The 22,698-nt window shown below is 48.6% G+C and carries 21 protein-coding genes and 1 pseudogene; 5 read left to right on the forward strand and 17 right to left on the reverse strand.

Translation table 11 applies throughout. The features are described 5' to 3' along the window. Nucleotides 1–132: 132 nt before the first annotated feature. Nucleotides 133–315 carry a hypothetical protein gene (locus HC752_RS19980; protein WP_101115429.1) on the forward strand — a complete coding sequence of 61 codons (183 nt, stop codon included), beginning with the start codon at nucleotides 133–135 and terminating at the stop codon, nucleotides 313–315. Between the two features lie 185 nt (nucleotides 316–500). Then, the gene (locus HC752_RS19985; RefSeq protein ID WP_190336963.1) at nucleotides 501–1,445 is read left to right on the forward strand and encodes a LysR family transcriptional regulator; all 945 of its coding nucleotides are present in this window, start codon (nucleotides 501–503) and stop codon (nucleotides 1,443–1,445) included. Between the two features lie 150 nt (nucleotides 1,446–1,595). On the opposite strand, the gene acuI is transcribed toward HC752_RS19985, so the two are convergent. The 17 genes and pseudogenes from acuI to fadB all read right to left on the reverse strand — a co-directional run bounded on the left by acuI (nucleotide 1,596) and on the right by fadB (nucleotide 19,631). Then, a complete protein-coding gene (gene acuI / locus HC752_RS19990; protein WP_190336964.1) occupies nucleotides 1,596–2,576 on the reverse strand; it encodes an acrylyl-CoA reductase (NADPH) in 981 nt (326 codons plus the stop codon). Between the two features lie 129 nt (nucleotides 2,577–2,705). Then, complete coding sequence (gene phnP, locus HC752_RS19995; RefSeq protein WP_190336965.1) at nucleotides 2,706–3,461, reverse strand: phosphonate metabolism protein PhnP; 756 nt, start codon at nucleotides 3,459–3,461, stop codon at nucleotides 2,706–2,708. Then, on the reverse strand, nucleotides 3,452–4,009 hold the full coding sequence (gene phnN / locus HC752_RS20000; RefSeq protein ID WP_190336966.1) for a ribose 1,5-bisphosphokinase: 558 nt from the start codon (nucleotides 4,007–4,009) through the stop codon (nucleotides 3,452–3,454). The genes phnP and phnN overlap by 10 nt, the downstream gene beginning before the upstream one ends. 36 nt (nucleotides 4,010–4,045) lie before the next feature. Continuing rightward, nucleotides 4,046–5,182: an alpha-D-ribose 1-methylphosphonate 5-triphosphate diphosphatase gene (phnM, locus tag HC752_RS20005; RefSeq protein ID WP_190336967.1), complete on the reverse strand. Its 1,137-nt coding sequence runs from the start codon at nucleotides 5,180–5,182 to the stop codon at nucleotides 4,046–4,048. A 13-nt stretch (nucleotides 5,183–5,195) separates the two neighbouring features. After that, nucleotides 5,196–5,912, reverse strand: a complete 717-nt coding sequence (phnL, locus tag HC752_RS20010) for a phosphonate C-P lyase system protein PhnL (RefSeq protein ID WP_190336968.1) — start codon at nucleotides 5,910–5,912, stop codon at nucleotides 5,196–5,198. Nucleotides 5,913–5,916: 4 nt separating this feature from the next. After that, on the reverse strand, nucleotides 5,917–6,741 hold the full coding sequence (gene phnK, locus HC752_RS20015; RefSeq protein WP_190336969.1) for a phosphonate C-P lyase system protein PhnK: 825 nt from the start codon (nucleotides 6,739–6,741) through the stop codon (nucleotides 5,917–5,919). Continuing rightward, on the reverse strand, nucleotides 6,735–7,616 hold the full coding sequence (locus HC752_RS20020) for an alpha-D-ribose 1-methylphosphonate 5-phosphate C-P-lyase PhnJ (protein WP_190336970.1): 882 nt from the start codon (nucleotides 7,614–7,616) through the stop codon (nucleotides 6,735–6,737). Before HC752_RS20020 ends, phnK begins: the two co-directional genes overlap by 7 nt. Then, nucleotides 7,600–8,706: a carbon-phosphorus lyase complex subunit PhnI gene (locus HC752_RS20025; protein ID WP_190336971.1), complete on the reverse strand. Its 1,107-nt coding sequence runs from the start codon at nucleotides 8,704–8,706 to the stop codon at nucleotides 7,600–7,602. The genes HC752_RS20020 and HC752_RS20025 overlap by 17 nt, the downstream gene beginning before the upstream one ends. Then, a complete protein-coding gene (phnH, locus tag HC752_RS20030; protein WP_190336972.1) occupies nucleotides 8,691–9,308 on the reverse strand; it encodes a phosphonate C-P lyase system protein PhnH in 618 nt (205 codons plus the stop codon). The genes HC752_RS20025 and phnH overlap by 16 nt, the downstream gene beginning before the upstream one ends. Next, on the reverse strand, nucleotides 9,305–9,760 hold the full coding sequence (gene phnG / locus HC752_RS20035; RefSeq protein ID WP_190336973.1) for a phosphonate C-P lyase system protein PhnG: 456 nt from the start codon (nucleotides 9,758–9,760) through the stop codon (nucleotides 9,305–9,307). The genes phnH and phnG overlap by 4 nt, the downstream gene beginning before the upstream one ends. Before the next feature lie 2 nt (nucleotides 9,761–9,762). Continuing rightward, nucleotides 9,763–10,461: pseudogene (gene phnF, locus HC752_RS20040) on the reverse strand (phosphonate metabolism transcriptional regulator PhnF); the annotation flags it as partial. A gap of 41 nt (nucleotides 10,462–10,502) precedes the next feature. Next, nucleotides 10,503–11,303, reverse strand: a complete 801-nt coding sequence (gene phnE, locus HC752_RS20045) for a phosphonate ABC transporter, permease protein PhnE (protein ID WP_190336975.1) — start codon at nucleotides 11,301–11,303, stop codon at nucleotides 10,503–10,505. A 64-nt stretch (nucleotides 11,304–11,367) separates the two neighbouring features. Beyond that, on the reverse strand, nucleotides 11,368–12,363 hold the full coding sequence (gene phnD, locus HC752_RS20050) for a phosphonate ABC transporter substrate-binding protein (RefSeq protein ID WP_190336976.1): 996 nt from the start codon (nucleotides 12,361–12,363) through the stop codon (nucleotides 11,368–11,370). Nucleotides 12,364–12,366: 3 nt separating this feature from the next. Further along, nucleotides 12,367–13,239 (reverse strand): phosphonate ABC transporter ATP-binding protein, encoded by an 873-nt coding sequence (phnC, locus tag HC752_RS20055; RefSeq protein ID WP_190336977.1) that lies wholly within the window; start codon nucleotides 13,237–13,239, stop codon nucleotides 12,367–12,369. A gap of 267 nt (nucleotides 13,240–13,506) precedes the next feature. Continuing rightward, nucleotides 13,507–15,885: a leucine-rich repeat domain-containing protein gene (locus tag HC752_RS20060; protein WP_190336978.1), complete on the reverse strand. Its 2,379-nt coding sequence runs from the start codon at nucleotides 15,883–15,885 to the stop codon at nucleotides 13,507–13,509. A 379-nt stretch (nucleotides 15,886–16,264) separates the two neighbouring features. Then, nucleotides 16,265–17,434 carry an acetyl-CoA C-acyltransferase FadA gene (gene fadA, locus HC752_RS20065; RefSeq protein ID WP_190336979.1) on the reverse strand — a complete coding sequence of 390 codons (1,170 nt, stop codon included), beginning with the start codon at nucleotides 17,432–17,434 and terminating at the stop codon, nucleotides 16,265–16,267. 1 nt (nucleotide 17,435) lies between these two features. After that, nucleotides 17,436–19,631, reverse strand: a complete 2,196-nt coding sequence (gene fadB / locus HC752_RS20070) for a fatty acid oxidation complex subunit alpha FadB (protein WP_190336980.1) — start codon at nucleotides 19,629–19,631, stop codon at nucleotides 17,436–17,438. A 218-nt stretch (nucleotides 19,632–19,849) separates the two neighbouring features. On the opposite strand from fadB, the gene HC752_RS20075 reads away from it, so the two are divergent. Genes HC752_RS20075 through hemG form a run of 3 tightly spaced genes read left to right on the forward strand, consistent with a single transcriptional unit; the run spans nucleotide 19,850 to nucleotide 22,520 of the window. Continuing rightward, a complete protein-coding gene (locus HC752_RS20075; RefSeq protein WP_190336981.1) occupies nucleotides 19,850–20,467 on the forward strand; it encodes a YigZ family protein in 618 nt (205 codons plus the stop codon). Between the two features lie 39 nt (nucleotides 20,468–20,506). Continuing rightward, nucleotides 20,507–21,964 (forward strand): TrkH family potassium uptake protein, encoded by a 1,458-nt coding sequence (locus HC752_RS20080; RefSeq protein WP_190336982.1) that lies wholly within the window; start codon nucleotides 20,507–20,509, stop codon nucleotides 21,962–21,964. 22 nt (nucleotides 21,965–21,986) lie between these two features. Further along, a complete protein-coding gene (gene hemG, locus HC752_RS20085; protein ID WP_190336983.1) occupies nucleotides 21,987–22,520 on the forward strand; it encodes a menaquinone-dependent protoporphyrinogen IX dehydrogenase in 534 nt (177 codons plus the stop codon). Nucleotides 22,521–22,698 lie beyond the last annotated feature (178 nt).

Consider the following 22,698-nt stretch of genomic DNA (forward strand, 5'->3'; position numbering starts at 1 on the left):
GTGCGTTCAATTTGGTTTTGGAGGGCAAATCATACTGATGTCGAAAAAATATTCAATAAAGTCTTGGCAAACACAAAAAATCCATGTAATTTATTTTTTAACAATTAAATAACATTTGAGCTAGGGGTGTTGATGCTAACGCAGTTAGACCGACTTACGATTTACAGCGTATTGTGCTTTATTACATTTTGCGCGCTGATACTTAGAAGCTCATCTGAAGTCTCTCTTTTACCACTAATTGGCTTGTTTTCAACCATTTTTGGTATTTGGGTAGAAATGCATCGCTGGCAGAAACACAGCGAAAAACAGAATTAACACGACACTACTATACATTCCGACACTATCCCATTTTTCTTGGGCTTCCCCGCTGAAAGGCGGGATTTTTTTTACTTTTTATTTACAACTCTATCGATTTTTACGTCACATCTACTTAGATCTTTACCGAATGTCTCTCGCCTTAATTTTGCTATTATGACGTTTTCCACAAACGAGTCTGTGCTTTGGAATTAGAAGAGATCTACCGCCGTGATTTAAATTTGCTGGTGGCGTTGCGAATCATTATAGAAGAAGGCAGTGTGAGCCGAGCTGCGACTCGGTTGAACCTGAGTCAATCAGCCATGAGCCGTGTGCTTGGACGATTACGCCAATTGGTTGGCGATCCACTATTCGTTCGACAAGGTCAGCACTTAATACCAACGGAAAAAGCGATTGAACTGAATCAAGCCCTTGGCGAACCACTTGAATCGTTACGTTCGTTATTAACGCCAGAACGATTTGACCCAACGACTTGCGATCAGACATTCACGATAGCGACGACAGATTACGCCATGCAGACCATTTTTCCGTTTGCATTGCCTCGGATATACCAAGAAGCCCCTCAAGTAAAATTTGAATTCATTCCATTGATTGACGATCAGCTTCCACAGCAGTTGACACATCAAGGTGCCGATTTGGCGATTTGTCGCCCTACTGGCTCGGTAGAGCCATTGAACAGTGATCGGCTAGGACGTGTTGGCGTATCTTGCCTGATTTCGAAGCAACACCCGATTGCCCATAGCGACATGCGACTGCACGATTACCTTGAATACCCACATGCGATGATAGCGATAAGCGATGGCGTCAAAGCGTTACTTGATCAGGCGCTAAGTAGCCAGCCTGCTCGAAATATGGTGCTTCGTGCCTACCATTTAGAAGCGGCTTTAGCGATTGTGGACACCTTGCCGCTGATCATTACCGTTCCTGCCGACTTAGCCTATTTGGTCGCAGATCGTTACGACCTATTGGTTAAACCGCTTCCTTTTGAATTTACACCGTTTGAGTACTCGATGATTTGGCATTCTAGAAGCGATCACTCGCCAGCTCAGGAATGGTTGAGAACGATGGTAAAAGAGGAATGCAGTCGGTTAATTGCAAAGCGAGTGGAAGACCTAGGGCTCGATGATTAAGAAACCTCGGCTTTGAATAAGAAGCTAAAAAGTAGGGATTGACGGATTAAAAAGGGTAGAGGATTCCGTGATTTTTGGGTCAGACAATGTCTGACCCATGATTTATTTTTTCCAATGAGTTTTGGCGTTGTTTGCTAACGGGACACAGTGTTAAGGCTTAATGACCACGCGACCCGTAATTTGACCATTCGTTATGTCTTCTGCGTATTTCGGCGCATCACTTAAAGGGATCTCTGTGCAGGCTTGCTCAAAGTAACTGTCAGGAAGCAGTTCAGTGAGCTTTTCCCATGCCGCTGAGCGCTTCTCGTAGGGGCAGTAAACGGAATCGACCCCTTGCAAGCGGACGTTTCGCAGAATAAATGGCATAACCGTCGTCGGTAAATCGAATCCACCCGCCAAACCACATGCCGCTACGGTGCTGTTGTAATCCATTTGCGCCAGCACTTTAGCCAAGACTTTGCTACCAACAGTGTCAATGGCACCTGCCCAGATTTGTTTTTCAAGTGCGCGTGCGGGTTCTTCAAACTCGCTGCGATCAATGACTCGGCTTGCCCCTAATTGTTCAAGTAAAGGGCCGTTCTTTTCTACTCGGCCGCTTACTGCTACTACGTTATAGCCAAGAGTTCTTAATAGCGTTACAGCAACAGAACCCACGCCGCCACTCGCCCCTGTGACGAGGATTTCGCCATCTTCTGGTTTGACATCGCCGTCTATAATAGCTTGTACACACAGCATGGCGGTTAAGCCTGCGGTACCGGCCATCATCGCTTGCTTGCTGCTAAGCCCAGAAGGCAGTGGAACTAACCAATCGGCTTTAAGGCGAGCGCGTTGAGCCATACCACCCCAGTGGTTTTCCCCTACGCCCCAACCCGTTAGCACCACTTTGTCGCCAGCTTGGTAGCGCTCGTCGGAAGACGTCACCACGGTTCCCGCTAAATCGATCCCTGGCACCATTGGAAACTGACGGATGATTTTCCCTTTGCCCGTAATGGCGAGTCCGTCTTTGTAATTAAGAGAAGTGTAATCCACATCGATCACCACATCCCCTTCAGGCAAATGTGAATCGTCTAGTGATTCAATGGATGCAATGGTTTTTTTATCTTCTTGATTTAGAACGAGAGCTTGGAACATAGTCTTCTCCACAATATGAGGGCTGCAAGCACATCACTCGTGTGCTTTGTCAACGACACTAGTGTAGAACGATATGACGTATGAAAAAAATGACACTTTAGCATTATAGGTATGCATATATTGCATAGCTCACAGTTTGAATGTTTGATGGTCTTTGGCGAGAAAAAAAGAAGGCGAGAACGCATCGGGGTTTTGCATTGCCCAGCCGTCTAACTCATGGCTGATGTGAATCAGCCCCATCTCCGTAATGGAGAGTTGTTGCTGGATGGATTGAGCCAGCAAGATGTCGTTGTGATTGCGGGGCGGGGAGCCTGGCATGGGGGGGTGGTTGCAATCGATTAGCATGAGATCGATGGGTTTGCTTTCAAGGAATTCTCGTGTGCTTTTAGGAAGCCCAACCGTATCCGTTAAATACGCCAAGCGTTTGTTTTCCCATTCAAAAAGATAGCCAAAGCAAGGTTTGGAATGCGTAAGAGGGACGGGCGTAATAGCGATGCCTTCCCAGAGAAAAGGGGTAAACGCGTTCAGTGGCTGGAAATTCAATATACCAGGGTGCTTATAAAGATCGTCGCAGCCAGCTTTGTCGGGTGGAGTGAAAACGGGTATCGAGTTGCCTTCTCCCCAACGCAGGTCAAACAGGGAGTGAACATGATCCATATGAAAATGCGTCAGCAATAGGGTGTCAATCGTGCCAGAAGGAAATCGCTCCAGAAGTTGGGGGTGGTTGGCATCCAACAGCAGATTTTTCCCATTATGCTCAATGAAGGCAGAGGTTTTACCGCGTCGGAATATCGGGTTATCGGTGGCTCTTTCACACGCTGCGCAGTCACAACCATAGGCTGGCACATGCCCTGCGTTTCCTGTCCCTAATAACGTCAGTTGCACGTTTGTACCTCCGGATTTAATTGCCGAATAAATTGATCCACACTCGATTCAAGTTGACCACTGTTGTCGATCACCAGAGCATCGGAGGGTTTGTTTCTTTGGTATTGCTTGGCTCGCTCAATGCGAGCACTTATCTGTTCATGTGTTTCCCGTCCTCTCGCGATTAAGCGTGATTGTAAACATTCCACATCCACTTGAATCCAAACGGGGACGAGTTTTTCTTTGAACCGTGCGTGTGCCTGAGGAAAGTAAGCGCGCGACCCATTCAATAGCACATGTTGCCCTTGATTGAGCCAAAGTTCGACTTCTTTACCAATGCCATAATGCAGTCCGTTGGCTTCCCAGTGCATGGAAAACAACCCAGAGAGGATACGCTGGTGAAACTCTTCATGGTTGAGCGCGATGTGATTCTCACCGCCACTGTCAGCGGGTCTTGTAATGTATCGATGTGCGATTTGAACGGATACGCGGCTGTCTTGACGGATCGCCTGCATCACGCTGTCTTTTCCGCTGCCGGATGCGCCCATTACATAAAAGAGTGTCGCCATGCTATCTTCCTTCTGTGCCCCAACAGTATTTATCATTTAATACACGCACTGCCCGAGTCGCCACGCTCGTTTCACGTAGGTTTGCCCTTCAACGTGTTGAACCAAGATCAAATCAGCAAGTAAGCCTTCTTTGATTTGCCCACGGTCATGAAGCCCAAGCGCTTTCGCTGGGTTGGACGTGGCCAGTTTGACGGCGCTGGGTAAATCCAATGTGTTGCTTTCATCTGCTGCCAACTTGAACACGGCATCCAATAAGCTTAGTGGGAAATAATCCGAAGAGAGCACATCCAACACGCCCATACTGGCTAGCTCATGCGCCGCGACATTGCCGGAATGTGAGCCGCCTCTCACGACGTTGGGAGCCCCCATTAATACGTGTAAACCCAGCTCGTGTGAGCGTTTTGCGGCTTCAACCGTGGTGGGGAATTCCGCCAGTACCAAGCCGAGATCGTGCGACTCCTCCACGTGTGCGTGAGTGGCATCGTCGTGGCTTGCCATTGGAATACCGCGCTCTCGGCAAAGTTGAGCAATGGCTTTGCGATTGCGATCAGACCATACCCCCGACAGGCAACGTTGTTCGGTTTCGTAGGCTTGCATTTCCGCATCATTCAATCCGTATTTGCCTTGGTAATACTCATAGTATTTTTGAAGATTGACGAATTGACGCTGACCCGGCGAGTGATCCATCAAAGAGACCATTTTCACTTGGGGTAACCCCAAATACCGCTCTGCCAGACCGTACGTGGAAGAGTGGGGTAATTCGCAGCGAATATGCAGGAAATGTTGAGCGCGATTCACTCTTCGTCGCTCCGATTCAATCAGCGTCTCGATCATCTTGTCTAGATAATCTTGGCGTGTGCCCCCATCGCGCACATCGCCCACCGCCACGGCATCCAATACCGTGGTGATGCCTGAGGCGATTAATTGAGCATCGTGCGCGGCCATGGCAGAAAATGGTGGCCAACTCACTTTGGGTCGAGGCGTAAAGTATTTTTCAAGATTGTCGGTATGCAGCTCAATCAAACCAGGAAGAAGCCAGTCTCCTTGGCCATCAATGCAATGTGGGTCGCTGTCTTTGCCTTCAGAAATCGACACAATGGTGTGATTGTCGATCTCAATGGTGCCATACAAAATGGAATCAGGCAGAACTAGGTGAATGTTGGTGATTTTCATTGCCGTCGTCCTTCTATTGCCATGTCGAGTTTGGAATGGGTACGGTGCGAGTGGTTGCCGTCTTCACATCAAAGTACTTGTCCGCCACTTTCTGACGAACATAGTCGTCGTGGAATATCCCGACGATGGTGGCACCTCGTGATTTGGCTTCGAGGATCAGGTTGATGACCACATCGCGGTTTTTTTCGTCCAACGATGCGGTGGGCTCGTCGAGCAGCAAAATGGGGGCGTCCACAATAAAGCCACGTGCAATATTCACACGTTGTTGCTCGCCACCTGAAAACGTGGCGGGTGCGAGGTGCCAGAGTGTTTCGGGGACATTCAAGCGAGTCAGCATGGCGGCGGCTTTTTTCTCAGCCACGGCTTTGGCCACATTTCGCTCAAGCAAAGGCTGCATGACGACTTCGAGGGCGGAAATGCGCGGTATCACGCGTAAAAACTGGCTGACCCAACCCAATGTGTGTTGGCGAACCTGCAAAATTTTTCGTGGGGAAGCCGAGGCAATATCAACCCACTGATTGTTGCTGTAGACCATGATTGAGCCACTGTTGACCCTATAATTGGCGTACAAGGTGCGCAGCAGTGTCGATTTACCCGAGCCAGATTCACCGTGGAGGACGAGGCACTCGCCTTGGTTCACCTCGAAGCTAACAGCATTCATGACAGGCAGCGTAATGCCTTGCTGATTATGAAGAACAAAGTTCTTACTGATGTTTTCAATTCTTAACATGGGATCATCCTTGCAATACAGAAGACACCAACAACTGGGTGTAAGGGTGCTGAGGATCGTCGAGCACCTGATCGGTAATCCCGGTTTCAACGATGCGGCTTTCTTTCATCACAATGAGGCGATCCGATAACAGTCGAGCAACGGCCAAATCGTGAGTGACGATGATGACCGACAACCCTAGGTTGGTGACGAGGTGGCGAATCAAATCGAGTAATCGAGCCTGAACCGACACGTCTAGCCCACCAGTCGGTTCGTCCATGAACACCAATTTGGGGTGGGTCACCAAATTGCGGGCGATTTGAAGGCGTTGCTGCATTCCACCGGAAAAGGTCATGGGGGTGTCATCCATGCGATCGAGTGGAATTTCGACATCGTGTAGCCATTTTTCGGCTTGTGAGCGAATGTGACCATAATGTCTGTCGCCAATGGCCATCAATCGCTCCCCGATGTTGCCCCCAGCAGACACGCGAGGTCTTAACCCATCCATGGGGTGTTGATGCACCACACCCCATTCGGTGCGAAGCAAGCGGCGGCGCTCTCTATCCGGTTGCTCGTACAGCTCAATGGTGCGATGTCCATTGTTGTAATCCACGGTGCCGCTGTTGGGGCGCTCTCGACCGGACAGCACGCGCAATAACGTGCTTTTTCCTGAGCCGGATTCCCCAACAATGCCCAAGACTTCACCCGGATACAGTTCTAGGTTGATATTCTGGCAGCCTTTACCCGGCGAATACAGTTTGGACACATCCGATACCGTCAGCAGGGGCGACTCATTTTGTGAGGCGTTGCGCACGGGGGTCGGACTCCCATTTTCTACAAGGCTTAACATGACAATTTCTCCTGCTGTTTGGCGCAGTAATCTGTATCGGAGCAGACATACATTCGGCTGCCTTTATCGTCGGTGACCACTTCATCTAGGAAGGTGTGCGTTGCGCCGCAAATGGCGCAGGGCTCTTCCCAGCGTTGAACCTCAAAGGGGTGATCGTCAAAATCGAGGCTTTTCACATCGGTAAACGGAGGAATGGCATAAATGCGCTTTTCTCGACCCGCACCAAACAGTTGTAAGGCAGGCATGCGATCCATTTTCGGGTTGTCGAATTTTGGAATCGGAGAGGGATCCATGATATAGCGCTGGTTCACCATCACAGGGTAAGCATAAGAGGTTGAGATGTGCCCGTATCGGGCGATGTCTTCATACAGCTTCACGTGCATGATCCCGTATTCGCTCAAGGCGTGCATTTTCCGAGTTTCCGTTTCTCTTGGTTCTAGAAAACGCAAGGGTTCTGGAATTGGCACTTGGTACACCAAAATTTGCCCGTCGGTCAGTGGCGTTTCCGGAATACGATGACGAGTTTGGATAATGCTGGCGTGTTCGGTGGTTTCCGTGGTGTCGGCGTCGGCCACTTTTTCGAAAAACTGACGAATGGAGACCGCGTTGGTGGTGTCGTCTGCCCCTTGGTCAATGACCTTAAGTGTGTCTTGTTGCCCAATGATGGAGGCCGTGATTTGAATGCCACCGGTTCCCCAACCGTATGGCATGGGCATTTCCCTTCCGCCAAAAGGCACTTGGTAGCCGGGAATCGCCACCGCTTTGAGAATGGCGCGGCGGATCATGCGTTTGGTTTGTTCATCTAAGAAGCCGTAGTTGTATCCCTGAACCGCTTGGTTTTCTGGGGTGTTGATGGGCTTACTTAAGCTGGTCATGGTCTGGCTCCTCTTGATGTACATTGCGTTGTTCGTGCTCCTTTTGAAGCTTGCGAATCAGCTCCAGTTCCGACTGAAAATCGACGTAGTGGGGGAGTTTTAGGTGGGACACAAACCCCGCCGCTTCGACGTTATCGCCGTGGGACAACACAAACTCCTGATCTTGTGCAGGACCTTGGACGGGTTCGTCCAATTCTTCGGCTTGGAGCGCTCTGTCGACCAGTGCCATGGACATGGCTTTGCGCTCAGCCGCACCAAAGGCGACACCATAACCTCGGGTAAATTGGGGTTTGATGGATTTTGAACCAGAGAAGCCGTTGATCATCTGGCATTCCGTGAGCTCGATATCCCCTATGTCTATTTCGAATCCCAGTTCCTCGGGACAAAGAGAGACCGTGACGTTTCCTGTGCGGATTTCCGCCGCAAATGGGTGATTGCGACCGTAACCTCGCTGCGTGGAATACCCCATCGACAAAAGGAAACCTTCATCGCTGCGCATAAGCTGTTGCAGCCGAGCGCTGCGCGTTGCAGGGTACGTGGGCGGATGCAACGTAATGTCTTCTGCGGCTTCGCCTTCGTCCACTTCTTTTGTCGCTAACCCTTGATGTTCCAATATGGTCATCACTTGCGGACACGCTTCCAGTTTCGTTGTATCGGTCAGTATGTCAGCTTCCTTCGAATCTACCTCTTCCGCTAACAAGGAAAAATCCAGTAGGCGATGGGTGTAATCCAATGTGGGACCGAGTACCTGACCGCCGGGCAAGTCTTTAAAGGTCGCGGATATGCGGCGCTCTATTTCCATGGCGCTAGTGTCTAATGGTTGGCTGGTGGCAAAGCGAGACAATGTGGTGCGATAGGCGCGCAGCAGAAAAATGGCTTCTATCATGTCACCACTGGCTTGCTTAATGGCCAATGCGGCGAGTTCTGTGTCATAAATTCCGCCTTCCGTCATCACCCTATCAACCGCGCCGCTCAATTGTTTTTCGATTTGGCTGACGTTCAGCTCCGCCCCTGTTCCTCGGCGCTTTTGGTCTTGAAGTTTGTGGGCTGCTTGAATGGCTTTTTCACCGCCTTTTACCGCAACGTACATGATGAATCCTCCCTATTGGCCAGCGTGATGCGAGTGGTACGCGGCAGTGCCATGAATTGGTTTTTGCACGTGAGCAAGACATCCACTCCCAAAGGTTGGGATTCGCTGATCGCCATGATCTGGTTGAGCAGCGATTGATGAATGCCTTCCACCTTGATGGATGCTCGACCATCAATGCCTGGGCCGCTGAGTTCCAATCCGACCCCACTCGATAGGCTGCTCACTTGTACAATTACCGTGGTGCTGGTGTCGGGGTACTCTTCGCTCCCCCAGCAGAATTGGCTCACATCGGTATCTTGTTCGCTATTTATAAGCGCAAAGCTCGCGTTATCAGGATGCGTGGTGAGTGGGGTATTGGCATGAAACCGTAAGTTTTGCGTGAGCTCCGAATCCGCTTGAAATGAGTCACTTAACCAAAGCGGCGTCGTGCTGTCGGTCAGCGTCAGTAATATTTGAGAGGTGGCCGCATTGGCTTGACCAAACGATAACTCCGATGGCATCGACTGTAGGGAGCTCGGCATCGACATGGCGTTCAAAATGAAGCGAAAGACATTCTGAGCGTCGTGAATTGGATCGTTAAAACCGGGTTTTACGAATTTCATTCGTCTTCTCCTCTCACCATCGTGAAGAACTCGACTTTGCTGGTGGCGATGTGCTGTCGCCTTACTTTGGTCTGTTCTTCCATGAACGCCATCAGAGGCTCTATCACTTGTTGCTTGAGCGATGCGCAATGGGTTTCGGTCTGCATAAGGGCATCGATCAGTGCGGCGAGATGGGCGTGTTCTTTATTGCGCCCTTTTATGTAGCTGTAACCCATTTCTCCTCCCGGTAATTTAATGACACTGCGCGTGACGGTCATGTCCCCAATGTTGAATGGGTTACCTGTGCTGCCCATGCGCGACTGAACCTGAATCAGCCCCGTTTCGGCTTGGCGTATTACCTGATAATGCGGAGACAAATTTAACGGCTCCCACAGGTTTTTTAGGTGTAAGAAGTGGGTCCGAGCGAGGGCTGACATCCAGCCTTGTCGCTCCGACTGAGTTGTCGTGGTCATGGTTAATGCTCCAATACGATTTCAATCATGTCCGAACGGGTGTAGGAGCAAGAGTATTCCAGGACCTGTTTGGTCTGGCTTGCCACGTTGACCGTTCGGAAAATAATGAGCGGAATGTTCTCCGATAATTTGAGTTGTTTGCGTTCTTGCTGGTTGGGCATTCGCGAGCGCAGTTTGGTGGATTGTCGAGTCAGCTCCATATCGAGTTGTTGCTGAAGGTATTGATGAAGAGAGCCGCTTTTGAAGTGCTGCAACGGTTTCCACCACTCTGTGTTTGGCAAAAAATGCTCAATCAAACTGCATGGCAGACCATCAATCACTCTGAGTGTGGTGAGCTTGATGATTTGTGCGTTCAGCTCGATGTTCAGAACCTTGGCTAGATGTGCACTGGCGGCGATCAGTTGGCGGTTTAACACCTCACACCTTGGCATGTAGCCTTGTTTGGTGAGGTTGTGCGTAAAATACGCACCTTGATCGAGCGGGTACGCGTATGGCTGACGGATGACCTGATTGCCTCTGCCTTGTTGCCTTTCAATTAATCCACAAAACACCAGCTCATCAATGGCACGTCTGACGGTGTGGCGATTCACGTGAAACCGGTCTGCTAAGCGAGATTCTGAGGGCAAGAATTCCCCCACTTTGAACTGGCTTTGTACTTCCTGTTCCAATTGTTTGGCGATGTCCATGTACCGTTGCATCCCAGTCTTCCCTTCAGTTGTCTAGACAAGTTCTGGCAAATTTTTTAAATGTACGCTTTGCGAATATGTTGCGAGGCAAAGTCAATCAAGCTGACGGTCACAATGATGACCAGCATGATGGCGGCGGTTTGTTGGAACTGAAAACCCCGAATCGCTTCCCACAGCAACACCCCAATGCCACCCGCCCCGACCATACCCACTACGGTGGCGGAACGAACATTGGATTCAAAGCGATACAGTGTGAAGGAAATCCAAAGTGGCAACACTTGGGGGATGACGCCGTACATCACTTCTTCCAATTTGTTGGCTCCGGTGGCTCGGACGCCTTCTACGGGGCCTAGGTCTATCGCTTCGACGGCTTCTGAAAACAGTTTCGCCAATACCCCAGTCGTGTGGATAAACAGTGCCAATACGCCTGCAAATGGGCCTAAACCCACCGCTACCACAAACAGCATGGCAAACACTATTTCATTAATGGCTCGCGCCGCATCCATGAGGCGACGAGTCGGTTGATAAACCCACATGGGGACGATGTTGTCGGCACACATTAACCCCAGCGGTACGGAGAAAAGGACCGAAAGCACCGTGCCCCAAATGGCGATTTGAATCGTGATTAAGGTTTCTTCTACGTAAAGATCCCAATAGGTGAAGTCGGGTGGAAAGAAATCGCGGGCTAACTCCACCATGTTGTCGGAATCCGCCACCAGTTGAACGGGGTTCATTTCCGCCCCTTGCCATGCCCAAGCAAGCAGTGCGGCAAACAAAATCAGTATCGCAAGCTGGGTCAGTTTTTGGCTCCAGCGCTGATGGTGTTGAAGGGCGTCCATTGACGTATTGATGTCCATATTGGTTCTCATTTAATGGCTTAAATAGGGTGGGGAATGCCCACCCTAAGTCGGTTCGAGCGCGTTACTCCATGGCTTCAAGGGCTGCCATTTGGCGGTTTAATGCCGCCAACTCAGATTGAACGTTGTTGACTTTGGTGAGTTCAGACTGATCAAGCTTTTTGTCGGTGGAGAGCTTGTTGAGCTGCTTGAACAGTGCTAATTGACGGATAGGAAGCAGTTGCAAATCGGAAGAAGCTTTAAAGGGAGCCCAATCGAGCTCTTTTAAAATGGCGACTTCTTTTGCGTTGCCCGTTTTTCCATACGTCATGAAAAAGTCGTAGACCGCTGTTTTCGTCTCTTCTGGTAGGTTTTTACGCCAGACAATGGGATCCGCTGGTATCAGAGGGGATTTCCAAATGATTTTGATGTTTTTGAATTTGTCGGGGTTGTTATTGGCGAAACGACGAAGGCTTTCGGTGTTGTTGGTGGCGATATCCACTTGCTTATTGGCTACCGCAAACAAGTTCACTTCGTGGCTCGAATTCAATGTGCGTTTGAATTCGTTCGGTTGTACGTTGTTTTTCGCAAACACATAGTAAGACGGAACCAAGAAGCCCGATGTGGAATTTGGATCGCCGTTACCAAATGCAAGGTTAGAGCGATCTTTCAGCATGTCTTCAACCGAATTAATTGGGCTGTCTTTGTGTGTGATCAGCAGACTCCAATACCCCGGATTGCCTTCGACATCGACCGTCTGAGCAAAAATCTCACCGCCTGCGCGATCCACCGCTTCCATCGCGGATTTATTGCCATACCATGCGATGTCGACTTTGTTGAAGCGCATACCTTGAATGATGCCTGCGTAATCGGGCGCAAAGTACGCTTTCACTTCTACGCCCAGCTTTTCGCTCATGTCATCCAAAAATGGTGTCCATGAGGCTCTCAAGTTTTGTTGAGATTCGGTTGAAATGATACCAAAGTTCAGGGTTTTTAGTGGTGCTTCGTCTGCCCAGGCTGGGGCAAGCGTTGTTGCCGCCATCGCAATGGCAGCTGAGATCTTACGGATTGCACGTAACATTGTTCAGATTCCTTTTGACTGAATGTTGACTGTAGCTGGATTGGTCTTTATCGACGGTGCTGAGAGTGGCGTGCTAGGAAAGTGTCCTTTCACAATCACGCCTGCTTCTTCTGTTTTTCCGCGATACAGAGCTTCAAGTTGTGTGGGGGTGAGCCCATGGCTGCTGCCCTGATAAAAAATGTGTCCATCACGAAGTGCGATGACATGCTCACAGTAATTTAAGGCATGCTCGACTTGGTGAAGGGTTACGATGACGGGGATGTTTTCTTGTTGGTTGATTTGTTGCAGCAGTTCCATCACCACGCGTGAGGATTCAGGGTCGAGTGACGCAATGGGTTCATCGGCAAAGATGATTTTGGCGTCTTGCATCAGCGCTCTGGCGATGGCGACACGCTGTTGCTGACCACCAGACAGTGTTGAAACGCGCTGGTGGGCAAAGGCTGCCATTCCCACTCTATCGAGAGCTTCCAGAGCTTTTGTTTGTTGTGCTTGAGTAAATTGTCCGCTAAGGGAGCGCCACCAAGGTGTTTCGCTGAGCGCACCAATCAGAACGTTGGTGATGACAGATAGGCGATTCACTAGGTTAAATTGCTGAAAAATGAAACCAGCTTGCGAGCGAGTGGTGCGGATCCGCTTATCTACTTTACCCGACTGTTGAACCCGCTGACCCATAATACGGATCTCGCCGGATGGATCGTTGCTTTTGTTTCCGGCGATTAACCCATTGAGGTGACGCAATAGGGTCGATTTTCCCGACCCCGATGGACCCAGTAGCGCTGTCATACCGCGGTGCGTAAGATCCAGATTGATATTGTTCAGTGCACGGTTTTTTCCAAAGGTTTTATGTAAATCCGTGACGGTAACGATGCTGTCCATAGAGTGAACCTTCTGTTTTGTTCGGCTCTATCCTGCTTTGGGGAAGTGACGGTTTTATTGCAGCGAAATGTCAGAAAAATGCAGCGAAATATTGGTAATTCGCTTAAAAGTCTGTTGTTAAAAGACTTAATCAGAGATGTCTAGACAAGTGCGGGGAGTTGTCTAGATAGGGATTTCATCAAAAGTTCATGGAATAGCGTGAAAAGCTTGAGGTGGCGCAGGTTTTGATAATGCCACCTCCTGCATAGGAAGGATGTGGCCATTGTTTTAAGGGGTCGGCGTATAAGGGTCGTAACCGCATTGCCTTTCAGTGGTGGCTTTGGTGTAGGTGATTTCGTCTAGCCAAGGAAATGCTAAGGCGTATTGATTCAGTGTATCTTTCGCTCTGTCTGTGAGCGGAGCATCGTAGACTGAAACACACCTCAAGAGATTGTTGTTGCTAATATCGAGAGTCGTTAACGCGTTCTCGCCAAGGTGAAGTGTCTGAAGTTTTGTCAGTGAGCCGATATTGATATCGATGAAGTTATTGCCAGCCGCTTCTAGATTCACAAGGTTCGTGTATTGTTCGACAGGAAGCTGGCTTAATGAATTAAAACTGACGCTTAACCTAGTCAAAGTGTTGCTTTCGGTTGGTAGGGTTAGCGAACTGAGTGCGCTTGTTTTTATTTCTAAGTTAACCAAATTAGAGGCGTTTGATGCATCAAGAGAGTGTATCTGGGTTCTATTCAAGATGACGGTTCTCAGTAATGGCATGTTGGTTAAATTAATGGCGTTAATGGGGTTCTCTGAAAGGTTCAATGCAGTGAGTTTGGAATGGTGGCTTGATGAAAATGAACTCAGGCTCTTGTTAGCTGCATACAATGCATTCAATTCCGTTAGATGATTTGTCTCTATTTCGAAAGCACCCGTACCACTAATGTCTAGAACGGTTAGGGCGGTATTGTTTGCCAAATCGAGAGAAGCCAAGGCGTTATCTTTAATACGTAAATGGGTGAGCTTTACGTTGTTTGCCAAAGAGATCAAATGGAGTTCATTTTGAGACAAATCTAGGTCTTTTAAGGAGGGCAAGTTTGCCGTATTGACCTCCCGCAGTTTGTTTGCTGAGAGCTTTAATTGCGTGAGCTTATCCGTTGATGGGAGTGAAATGGACTGTAACTTTCCATCGAGACTTGGATGCCCATCTACCCCAAATACACGTACGGTCTGAAGTAACACGTTATGGCTAAGGTTCAGATCTTGAATTTGAGAGCCAAATACCGTCAGTGACGTTAGCTTGGTGTTATGAACCAAATCGAGATTCGTTAGATCAGGTACTCTATGTAGAAACACGTCCGTTATGTTGGTGTTATTGGCTAAGTTAACGGATGAAAAGGTTGCATCTGATACCGTCAGTTTCTCTAATGAGGTGTTTTGAGATACGTCGATATTGCTGATGCCACTGGATTGAAGAAGCGTTAATTCGGTTAAGTTTGGGAAGGCAGAAAAATTGATATCGACAGGGGGCAAAGACGTTGTATTGCGAATGTCCAGCTTGGTCAAAGAGGTCAGCTGCTCAATCTCTCTGTGATAACCGTACTGACAGGTGAAATGAGTCACTTCATCCACAAACTTCCAATGGTTTCTTTCTTTTAACCTATCGAAACAAAGTTTGATCGAGTTAGTTTCAAACGTCAGGTTGTCGATCAAATTACTGGTATTTTGAACCGTTACATCGACCGTTCTCGATCCCGTCGCCCCTTCATTGTCTGTCGCTGTGACTTTGAATGTCAGGATCTCTTCTCGATTTAGGGAGGGAGAAGTAAAGCTTAACGCTTGTGAGTTTGGATCGGCAATCGTGACGTTTGTGCCAGCCGTTTGTTCCCATTGGTAGGCGGTGATGGTTCCGTCGCGATCATACGCTGAGGCTGCAATGGACACGAGTTGATTGATGTCTACCGTGACATCGCTAATAGGGTGGATGGCGGGCGATCGATTGGGTTTGATATGCACAAAGGCTGGCTGGGTGGCGGTCGCCCCTTGATCGTCCTTGACGGTCACTTCAAACGATAGCAGCTCATCTTCAGTTATCGCTGGTACCGTGAAGGTCACTTGCTGCGAACTTGAGTTTGTGAACGTGACGCGTGTTCCCGATTTCTGCCGCCAAACGTATTCGGCTATTTGCCCATCGGGATCGGTTGCGTTGGCAATGAGGCTGGTCACGGTGTTTGGCCTAACGGTTTGGTCTGCAATGGCAGCAATTTGTGGTGATTGGTTGGATGCAGCGGTCACTTTTACAGTGACGGTTTGGCTACTGGTTGCGCCTTCATTGTCGGTAGCGACCAATCGAAAGACCAACGTTTGCTCTTGATAAGACGTTGGCGCAACGAAGGAGGTAACAGTGGCGTTTGGGGTAGAGAGTGTGACTGGGGTGCCAGAGACTTGCTCCCATCGGTGGGAAACAATGCTTCCGTCTGAATCCGATATGTTCCCCGATAGCGTCACTGTGCGTGAAGCTGACGTCACGAAATCCCCTCCCGTTGTGATCACAGGCGCCATATTGGGTGTTACGGGCGTTGCTGAATCAGAGTCGGTTGTTTCACTGCCACCACCACACGCTGCCAATAAAAGTGGGGCTAAGAGTAGCGTTACATTCTTTAGAGTCATCATTTAAAGCCTTTGAATACTTTCGTTTTTACTTAAATACGGAACGATGCCTGCCCATATTGTGAATGAGGACAATAGATGCGTTCCATGCCATACCAACAGAAGAGATATCGAAAGATTTTTTATTTGTGAGCGCCGGATAAAGCCTATTGATCAAGGGGCGCTATTGGGGGACGAAAAAGCTTTACGTACGAGATTGAATTTGTATAGCCATATGCACCCCAATCCATACTAATGTTTGGATGAAATATAAACTAGATGCATATTAACAAGAGTAGTGAATACGTGAGGTGTCTCTGATTTATTTTTGAACCAGTTAATTGTTTGTAAAATAAGAAAAGACCAGAAATTTGGCCTTTTCTATTGTATGTAGGAGGGGGACTTAATTGTCTACCCGTTCAAACACGGTTGCGATACCTTGTCCGAGACCGATACACATGGTTGCTAAACCGTACTTGGCTTCTTTCGCCTCCATTAAATTAATAAGCGTGGTGGAAATCCTTGCTCCTGAGCAACCTAAGGGGTGACCCAGTGCGATAGCGCCGCCGTTCAGATTGACTTTCTCATCGACCACATCCAATAAACCGAGGTCTTTCGCACAGGGTAGAGATTGTGCAGCAAATGCTTCATTCAACTCAATCACGTCCATGTCTTCGATAGATAGACCAGCACGCTTAAGGGCTTTTTGGGTTGCGGGTACAGGACCGTACCCCATGATGGAGGGATCGCAGCCCGCCACGGCCATAGAACGCACACGAGCACGGATGTTTAGCCCCAGTGCTTTGGCTTTGTCTTCACTCATGATCAGCATGGCTGATGCGCCGTCTGAAAGAGCTGATGACGTTCCCGCTGTTACCGTTCCGTTGACAGGATCGAATACAGGTCGAAGTTGAGATAAGCCTTCTACCGTGGTTTCTGGGCGGATCACTTCATCATAATCCAAGGTGATCAGCGAGCCATCTGGCGCGTGCCCTTCGGTGGGTAAAATTTCATTCTTAAATCTGCCTTCTTGAGAGGCTGCGTAAGCACGAGCATGAGAGCGTGCTGCAAATTCGTCTTGCTGTTTACGGCTGATGCCATGGAGTTTACCCAGCATTTCCGCCGTCAACCCCATCATTCCCGCGGCTTTGGCTACGTTCTTGGATAAACCCGGGTGGAAGTCAACGCCGTGCGTCATTGGGACATGCCCCATGTGTTCAACACCACCGATGAGACAGATATCAGCATCGCCCACCATGATGGCACGAGCGGCATCATGAAGCGCTTGCATGGAAGATCCACACAACCGGTTGACGGTAACAGCACCTACTTCAATCGGCAATCCCGCCAGCAAAGCCGCATTTCTTGCGATATTGAAACCCTGTTCTAGAGTTTGTTGCACACAGCCCCAGTAAATGTCTTCGATTTCGGACGGGTTAACCTGTGGGTTACGTGCCAAAATCCCTTTCATCAAATGTGCGGAGAGATCTTCTGCTCTTACGTTACGAAATGCCCCGCCTTTGGAGCGCCCCATTGGGGTTCGTAGGCAATCAACGATCACTACATTGTTCATTTTAAGAGTCCTTTTCCAAAGAGGGTGATAACGTGCTTGCTTGTTGAGCGCCGTAAAAAGTGTCGCCTTTTTCTGCCATTTCAACCAATATTTTTGGTGGCTGATACATGGCACCGAGATCGACGTATTGCTTCGTCATCGCAACAAATTCAGCAATGCCGATGCTGTCCAGATAGCGGAAGACGCCACCTCGGAAAGGAGGGAACCCCAATCCGTACACCAAGGCCATGTCGGCTTCTTGAGGAGAGGCGATAATGCCTTCTTCCAAGCACAAGACGACTTCGTTGATCATCGGAATCATCATGCGTTGAATAATGGTTTGTTCGTCAAACGTCTGCTGTTTTGTGCAGACAGGCGCAATCACAGAAAGGATGTCGTCGCTGAAGGTTTTCTTCGGCTTGCCTTTTTTGTCTACGCTGTATTGGTAGAACCCGCTGCCGTTTTTCTGACCGTAGCGATCCGATTCAAACAACGCATCAATGACGTCTTTGCCATCTTTCCCCATACGTTCTGGGAAGCCTTGTGCCATAAAAGCTTGTGCGTGATGAGCGGTATCGATACCGACCACATCAAGAAGGTAGGCCGGCCCCATCGGCCAACCAAACTTACGTTCCATGATTTTGTCGACTTCGGTGAAGTCTGCGCCATCGCGCAGTAATTTGCTAAAGCCACCGAAATACGGGAATAAAACGCGATTCACAAAGAACCCTGGGCAGTCGTTCACAACGATGGGGGATTTGCCCATTTTTGCTGCGTATGCCACAACGCGGTTGATGGTTTCTTCTGATGTGTGTTCACCCCGGATGATTTCGACCAATGGCATACGATGAACGGGATTGAAGAAGTGCATGCCACAGAAGTTTTCTGGACGTTTGAGTGACTTTGCTAATAAATTAATTGGAATGGTCGAAGTGTTGGACGTAATAATCGTATCTTCTTCAACGTGCGCTTCAACCTCACTCAGTACGGCGGCTTTAATTTTGGGATTCTCTACAACGGCCTCGACAATCACATCGGAATGTTCAATCCCGGCGTAGTGCAAGCTCGGGGTGATTGAAGCAAGGATCCCTGCCATTTGGAAGCCATCAAGACGACCACGAGCTAAGCGCTTATTCAACAGTTTGGATGCTTCCGTCATGCCCAAATCTAATGATGGTTGCGCAATGTCTTTCATCATGACTGGGACGCCCTTGAGTGCGGATTGATAAGCAATGCCCCCACCCATGATGCCCGCACCAAGCACGGCGGCACGTGCGGTGTCTTTCGAGGCGGACTTCGCGGATTTCTTCGCCAATCCTTTGATGTATTGGTCGTTTAAGAACAGACCCACCAAGGATTTGGCTTCTTCAGATTTTGCCAATTTAACAAAATACTTACGCTCTACGTCCAATGCGTCATTACGAGCACGGTGAGCGGCTTCTTCAATGGCTGTTACTGCGGCCATTGGAGCGGGATAATGCGGCCCTGCTTTTTGGGCGACCAAGCCTTTTGCCATGGTAAAACTCATCATGGCTTCTGTTTTGCTCAACGTAAGGGCAGAGGTTTTCTGTGCTCGACGCGCCTTCCATTCGATCAAACCGTCAGCAGCTTGCTCAATTGTCTGAATTGCCGATTGGCGAAGACTGTCGGTATCCACAATCGCATCCAGCAGCCCGACTTTTAACGCTTCATCTGCTCGGCAGGCCTTTCCTTGTGTGATGATTTCCATGGCACTGTCTGCACCTATCACGCGTGGCAAACGAACGCACCCGCCAAATCCCGGCATGATACCCAATTTGGTTTCAGGTAATCCGATGCTGGTGCTTGCATCTCCTATACGAAAGTCAGTAGCGAGTACACACTCACAACCGCCACCTAAGGCGTGTCCCGTCATGGCAGAGAGTGTGGGGACGGGCAAATCTTCCAATTTGCAGAAGATGTTGTTGGCAAACTGAACCCATTGATCCAGTTCATCTTCAGGTTTTGCAAACAAACCGAGGAATTCGGTGATATCGGCACCTACGATAAAGGTGTCTTTATCCGAGGTGAGAATCAGCCCTCTCAAGCCTGAATGATCTATAAGTGCATCCAGCGCCTGATCGAGCGATTCTAAGGTGGCAAGGTCGAGCTTATTCACTGAGCCTGGAGAGCAAAAGCTAAGCTCTGCAATGCCGTTTTTTATTTCCTTTACTTGTAGAGTATTTGATTGGTAAATCATGTCTAACTCCGCGATATGCAATCCGAGATTGCTTGAGAGAGTGAATGTTATAGTTATGTTGTCATATTGTTCGACTTTGTAAGTGTGCGCTGAGTTGTGGTTAATTTCAATACATTTTCAAACGCGTGTTTGATTTTTATTGGGTAGATCCTGTTCAGTACGCGATGGGCAGAAAGGCGTGATACACTTCATCTCTTCGTAAAACAGACCTATGTGCTATGAATTTACTTCCATTTTTCATTCCAGCAGAGCCCGCCATCTTCGAAGAAGAGATCAAAAAGAGTCTTTTTATTACTCAGTTGGCGCATACTCCGTCGATTGCGTCAGCGAAAGCGTTTATTGAGTCGGTAAAAGTTAAACACGCATCTGCACGGCATCACTGTTGGGGCTTTGTTGCGGGGAGACCCGAAGACTCCCTTCTTTACGGATTCAGCGATGACGGTGAACCATCAGGCACCGCAGGCAAACCAATACTGGCTCAGCTTTCTGGGTCAGGAGTGGGTGAGATCAGTGCGGTGGTCACCCGATATTCAGGTGGAATTAAACTGGGAACTGGGGGGTTAGTAAAAGCGTATGGCGGTGGTGTACAGCAAGCACTTAAGCTGCTTCAAACAATAGAGAAAAAAATAACCACAAAGCTTAAGCTAAGGTTAGACTATTCGTTTATGCCTATTGCTCAATCTTTAATGGAAACATACCAAGCTCATCAGCTTGATGCTGATTATGGTGAATTCATTGAAGTGACTCTAGAAATAGAAGTAAGCCAAGTGGCAGGGTTTACCCAGACAATCATAAATAAGAGTGGCGCTAAAGTTACGGTCACGCCATTAAAATAGAAACTAGGAATATTAAGAAGCGACGCTTCTGAAGCAAGCATGCAATTTCGTTCAATTATCCGCATCGTCGGTTTATTACTCGCTCTGTTTAGCGTGTCTATGTTGGCACCCGCTTTTGTCGCACTGATCTACCGAGATGGTGCTGGTGTGCCATTTGTGACAACATTTTTCGTTCTGCTGAGCGCTGGCGGCTTTTTTTGGTTTCCTAACCGCCATCATCGGCATGAATTGAAAGCTCGAGATGGATTTTTGATTGTGGTTCTTTTTTGGACCGTAATCGGCAGTGCGGGGGCACTTCCTTTCTTAATCTCTGATACCCCAGACATCTCGGTCACCGACGCGTTTTTTGAGTCCTTCTCGGCGCTCACCACCACCGGTGCAACCGTCATCGTCGGGCTGGATGACTTACCCAAGGCGATACTTTTCTATCGACAACTTCTGCAATGGTTTGGTGGGATGGGGATCATTGTATTGGCGGTGGCCATTCTTCCGGTTTTAGGTATCGGGGGAATGCAGTTGTACCGAGCGGAAATCCCCGGCCCAGTAAAAGACAGTAAGATGACACCGCGTATCGCCGAAACCGCTAAAGCGCTTTGGTACATCTACCTCAGCTTAACCATTGCTTGTGCGAGTGCTTTTTGGTTAGCGGGAATGAGTGCGTTCGATGCCATCAGTCACAGTTTTTCGACCATCGCCATTGGTGGGTTTTCTACCCACGATGCCAGTATGGGGTACTTTAATAGTTCTACCATTAATATGATAACGGTGGTGTTCCTTCTTATTTCAGCATGCAATTATTCACTGCATTTTGCGGCTTTTGCCTCTGGGGGGGTTCACCCTAAATATTATTGGAAAGATCCGGAGTTCCGAGCCTTCTTCTTTATCCAAGGCATCTTATTCTTGATCTGCTTTTTGCTATTGCTTAAACACAACACCTACACCTCAGTGTTTGATGCTTTTGATCAAGCCCTCTTTCAAACGGTGTCTATCTCGACCACCGCCGGTTTTACAACAACGGGCTTTTCTGAGTGGCCTCTATTCTTACCTGTATTGTTGCTTTTCTCTTCTTTCATTGGGGGGTGTGCAGGTTCAACAGGGGGGGGCATGAAAGTCATCCGCATTTTGTTGCTGACGTTGCAAGGGGCGCGTGAGCTAAAACGCTTGGTTCATCCAAGAGCCGTATACACCATCAAAGTCGGAGGCACGGCTTTGTCCCAGCGAGTAGTAGACGCGGTATGGGGGTTCTTCTCAGCTTACGCTTTGGTTTTTGTGGTTTGCATGTTGGCATTGATTGCGACCGGGATGGATGAATTAAGTGCGTTTTCTGCCGTAGCGGCTACGCTCAATAACTTAGGCCCTGGTCTTGGTGATGTCGCCTCGCATTTTGGTGATATTAACGATACCGCTAAATGGGTGCTGGTGGTATCGATGCTTTTTGGTCGTTTAGAAATATTCACACTGCTTATTCTGCTGACCCCGACATTCTGGCGCAGCTAATTTCACTTATTAAGGAAGCTCGATGGAAAAAGTACTTTTGCTTCACTCCAGCCGGGAAGGGCAAACCATTAAAATCCTGCACTATATAGAAGAGAAGCTTGGAAGTGTGGAGTGTGAAACAAAAGATGTGCACTCAATCGATGCGTTGGATTTGTCTGACTACGATAAGGTCATCATCGGTGCGTCAATTCGATACGGTCATTTTAATAAGAAACTGTATCGGTTTATTGAAAAGCACTTAGAGCAATTGAACAAAGCAAATGCCGCGTTCTTCTGTGTGAACTTAACGGCAAGAAAAGAGGCGGAAGGTAAAGATACGCCCGAAGGCAGCGCGTATATAAGAAAGTTTCTTATAAAATCCCCTTGGCAGCCGCAATTAATCGGTGTTTTTGCTGGTGCGCTGTATTACCCACGATATCGTTGGTTCGACAGAGTAATGATTCGTTTTATTATGTCGATGACTGGTGGGGAAACGGATACGACAAAAGAAGTGGAGTACACTAACTGGGAAAAGGTGTCTCTTTTTGTCGATTCAGTTAAAAATTTGAGTAAATAACTGCCACAAATTGCCTTACCTGAATGCTTTTTGCTCGAACGGATAAAAAGTCGAAAAAAAACAGGAAAAGAGCTTGCCAATGTAATGCCGATCTCTATAATGCCCCCTCGCTGACACGGGAACGCTTCGAAAGAAACGAAACGAGTCAGAGGCTAGATTAGGTCGCTGAAAAGCGAAC

It is taken from the genome of Vibrio sp. S9_S30, assembly GCF_014694455.1.
GTDB lineage: Bacteria > Pseudomonadota > Gammaproteobacteria > Enterobacterales > Vibrionaceae > Vibrio.

Coding starts and splice junctions, on each gene's coding strand:
- acuI (WP_190336964.1), bottom strand. CDS start 2,576: ATGTTCCAAGCTCTCGTTCTAAATCAAGAAGATAAAAAAACCATTGCA.
- phnE (WP_190336975.1), bottom strand. CDS start 11,303: ATGGACATCAATACGTCAATGGACGCCCTTCAACACCATCAGCGCTGG.
- HC752_RS19980 (WP_101115429.1), top strand. CDS start 133: ATGCTAACGCAGTTAGACCGACTTACGATTTACAGCGTATTGTGCTTT.
- phnH (WP_190336972.1), bottom strand. CDS start 9,308: ATGAAATTCGTAAAACCCGGTTTTAACGATCCAATTCACGACGCTCAG.
- hemG (WP_190336983.1), top strand. CDS start 21,987: ATGGAAAAAGTACTTTTGCTTCACTCCAGCCGGGAAGGGCAAACCATT.
- fadB (WP_190336980.1), bottom strand. CDS start 19,631: ATGATTTACCAATCAAATACTCTACAAGTAAAGGAAATAAAAAACGGC.
- phnG (WP_190336973.1), bottom strand. CDS start 9,760: ATGACCACGACAACTCAGTCGGAGCGACAAGGCTGGATGTCAGCCCTC.
- HC752_RS20025 (WP_190336971.1), bottom strand. CDS start 8,706: ATGTACGTTGCGGTAAAAGGCGGTGAAAAAGCCATTCAAGCAGCCCAC.
- phnD (WP_190336976.1), bottom strand. CDS start 12,363: ATGTTACGTGCAATCCGTAAGATCTCAGCTGCCATTGCGATGGCGGCA.
- HC752_RS20075 (WP_190336981.1), top strand. CDS start 19,850: ATGAATTTACTTCCATTTTTCATTCCAGCAGAGCCCGCCATCTTCGAA.
- phnM (WP_190336967.1), bottom strand. CDS start 5,182: ATGAAAATCACCAACATTCACCTAGTTCTGCCTGATTCCATTTTGTAT.
- phnL (WP_190336968.1), bottom strand. CDS start 5,912: ATGTTAAGAATTGAAAACATCAGTAAGAACTTTGTTCTTCATAATCAG.
- fadA (WP_190336979.1), bottom strand. CDS start 17,434: ATGAACAATGTAGTGATCGTTGATTGCCTACGAACCCCAATGGGGCGC.
- phnN (WP_190336966.1), bottom strand. CDS start 4,009: ATGGCGACACTCTTTTATGTAATGGGCGCATCCGGCAGCGGAAAAGAC.
- phnC (WP_190336977.1), bottom strand. CDS start 13,239: ATGGACAGCATCGTTACCGTCACGGATTTACATAAAACCTTTGGAAAA.
- phnK (WP_190336969.1), bottom strand. CDS start 6,741: ATGTTAAGCCTTGTAGAAAATGGGAGTCCGACCCCCGTGCGCAACGCC.
- HC752_RS20060 (WP_190336978.1), bottom strand. CDS start 15,885: ATGATGACTCTAAAGAATGTAACGCTACTCTTAGCCCCACTTTTATTG.
- HC752_RS20020 (WP_190336970.1), bottom strand. CDS start 7,616: ATGACCAGCTTAAGTAAGCCCATCAACACCCCAGAAAACCAAGCGGTT.
- HC752_RS20080 (WP_190336982.1), top strand. CDS start 20,507: ATGCAATTTCGTTCAATTATCCGCATCGTCGGTTTATTACTCGCTCTG.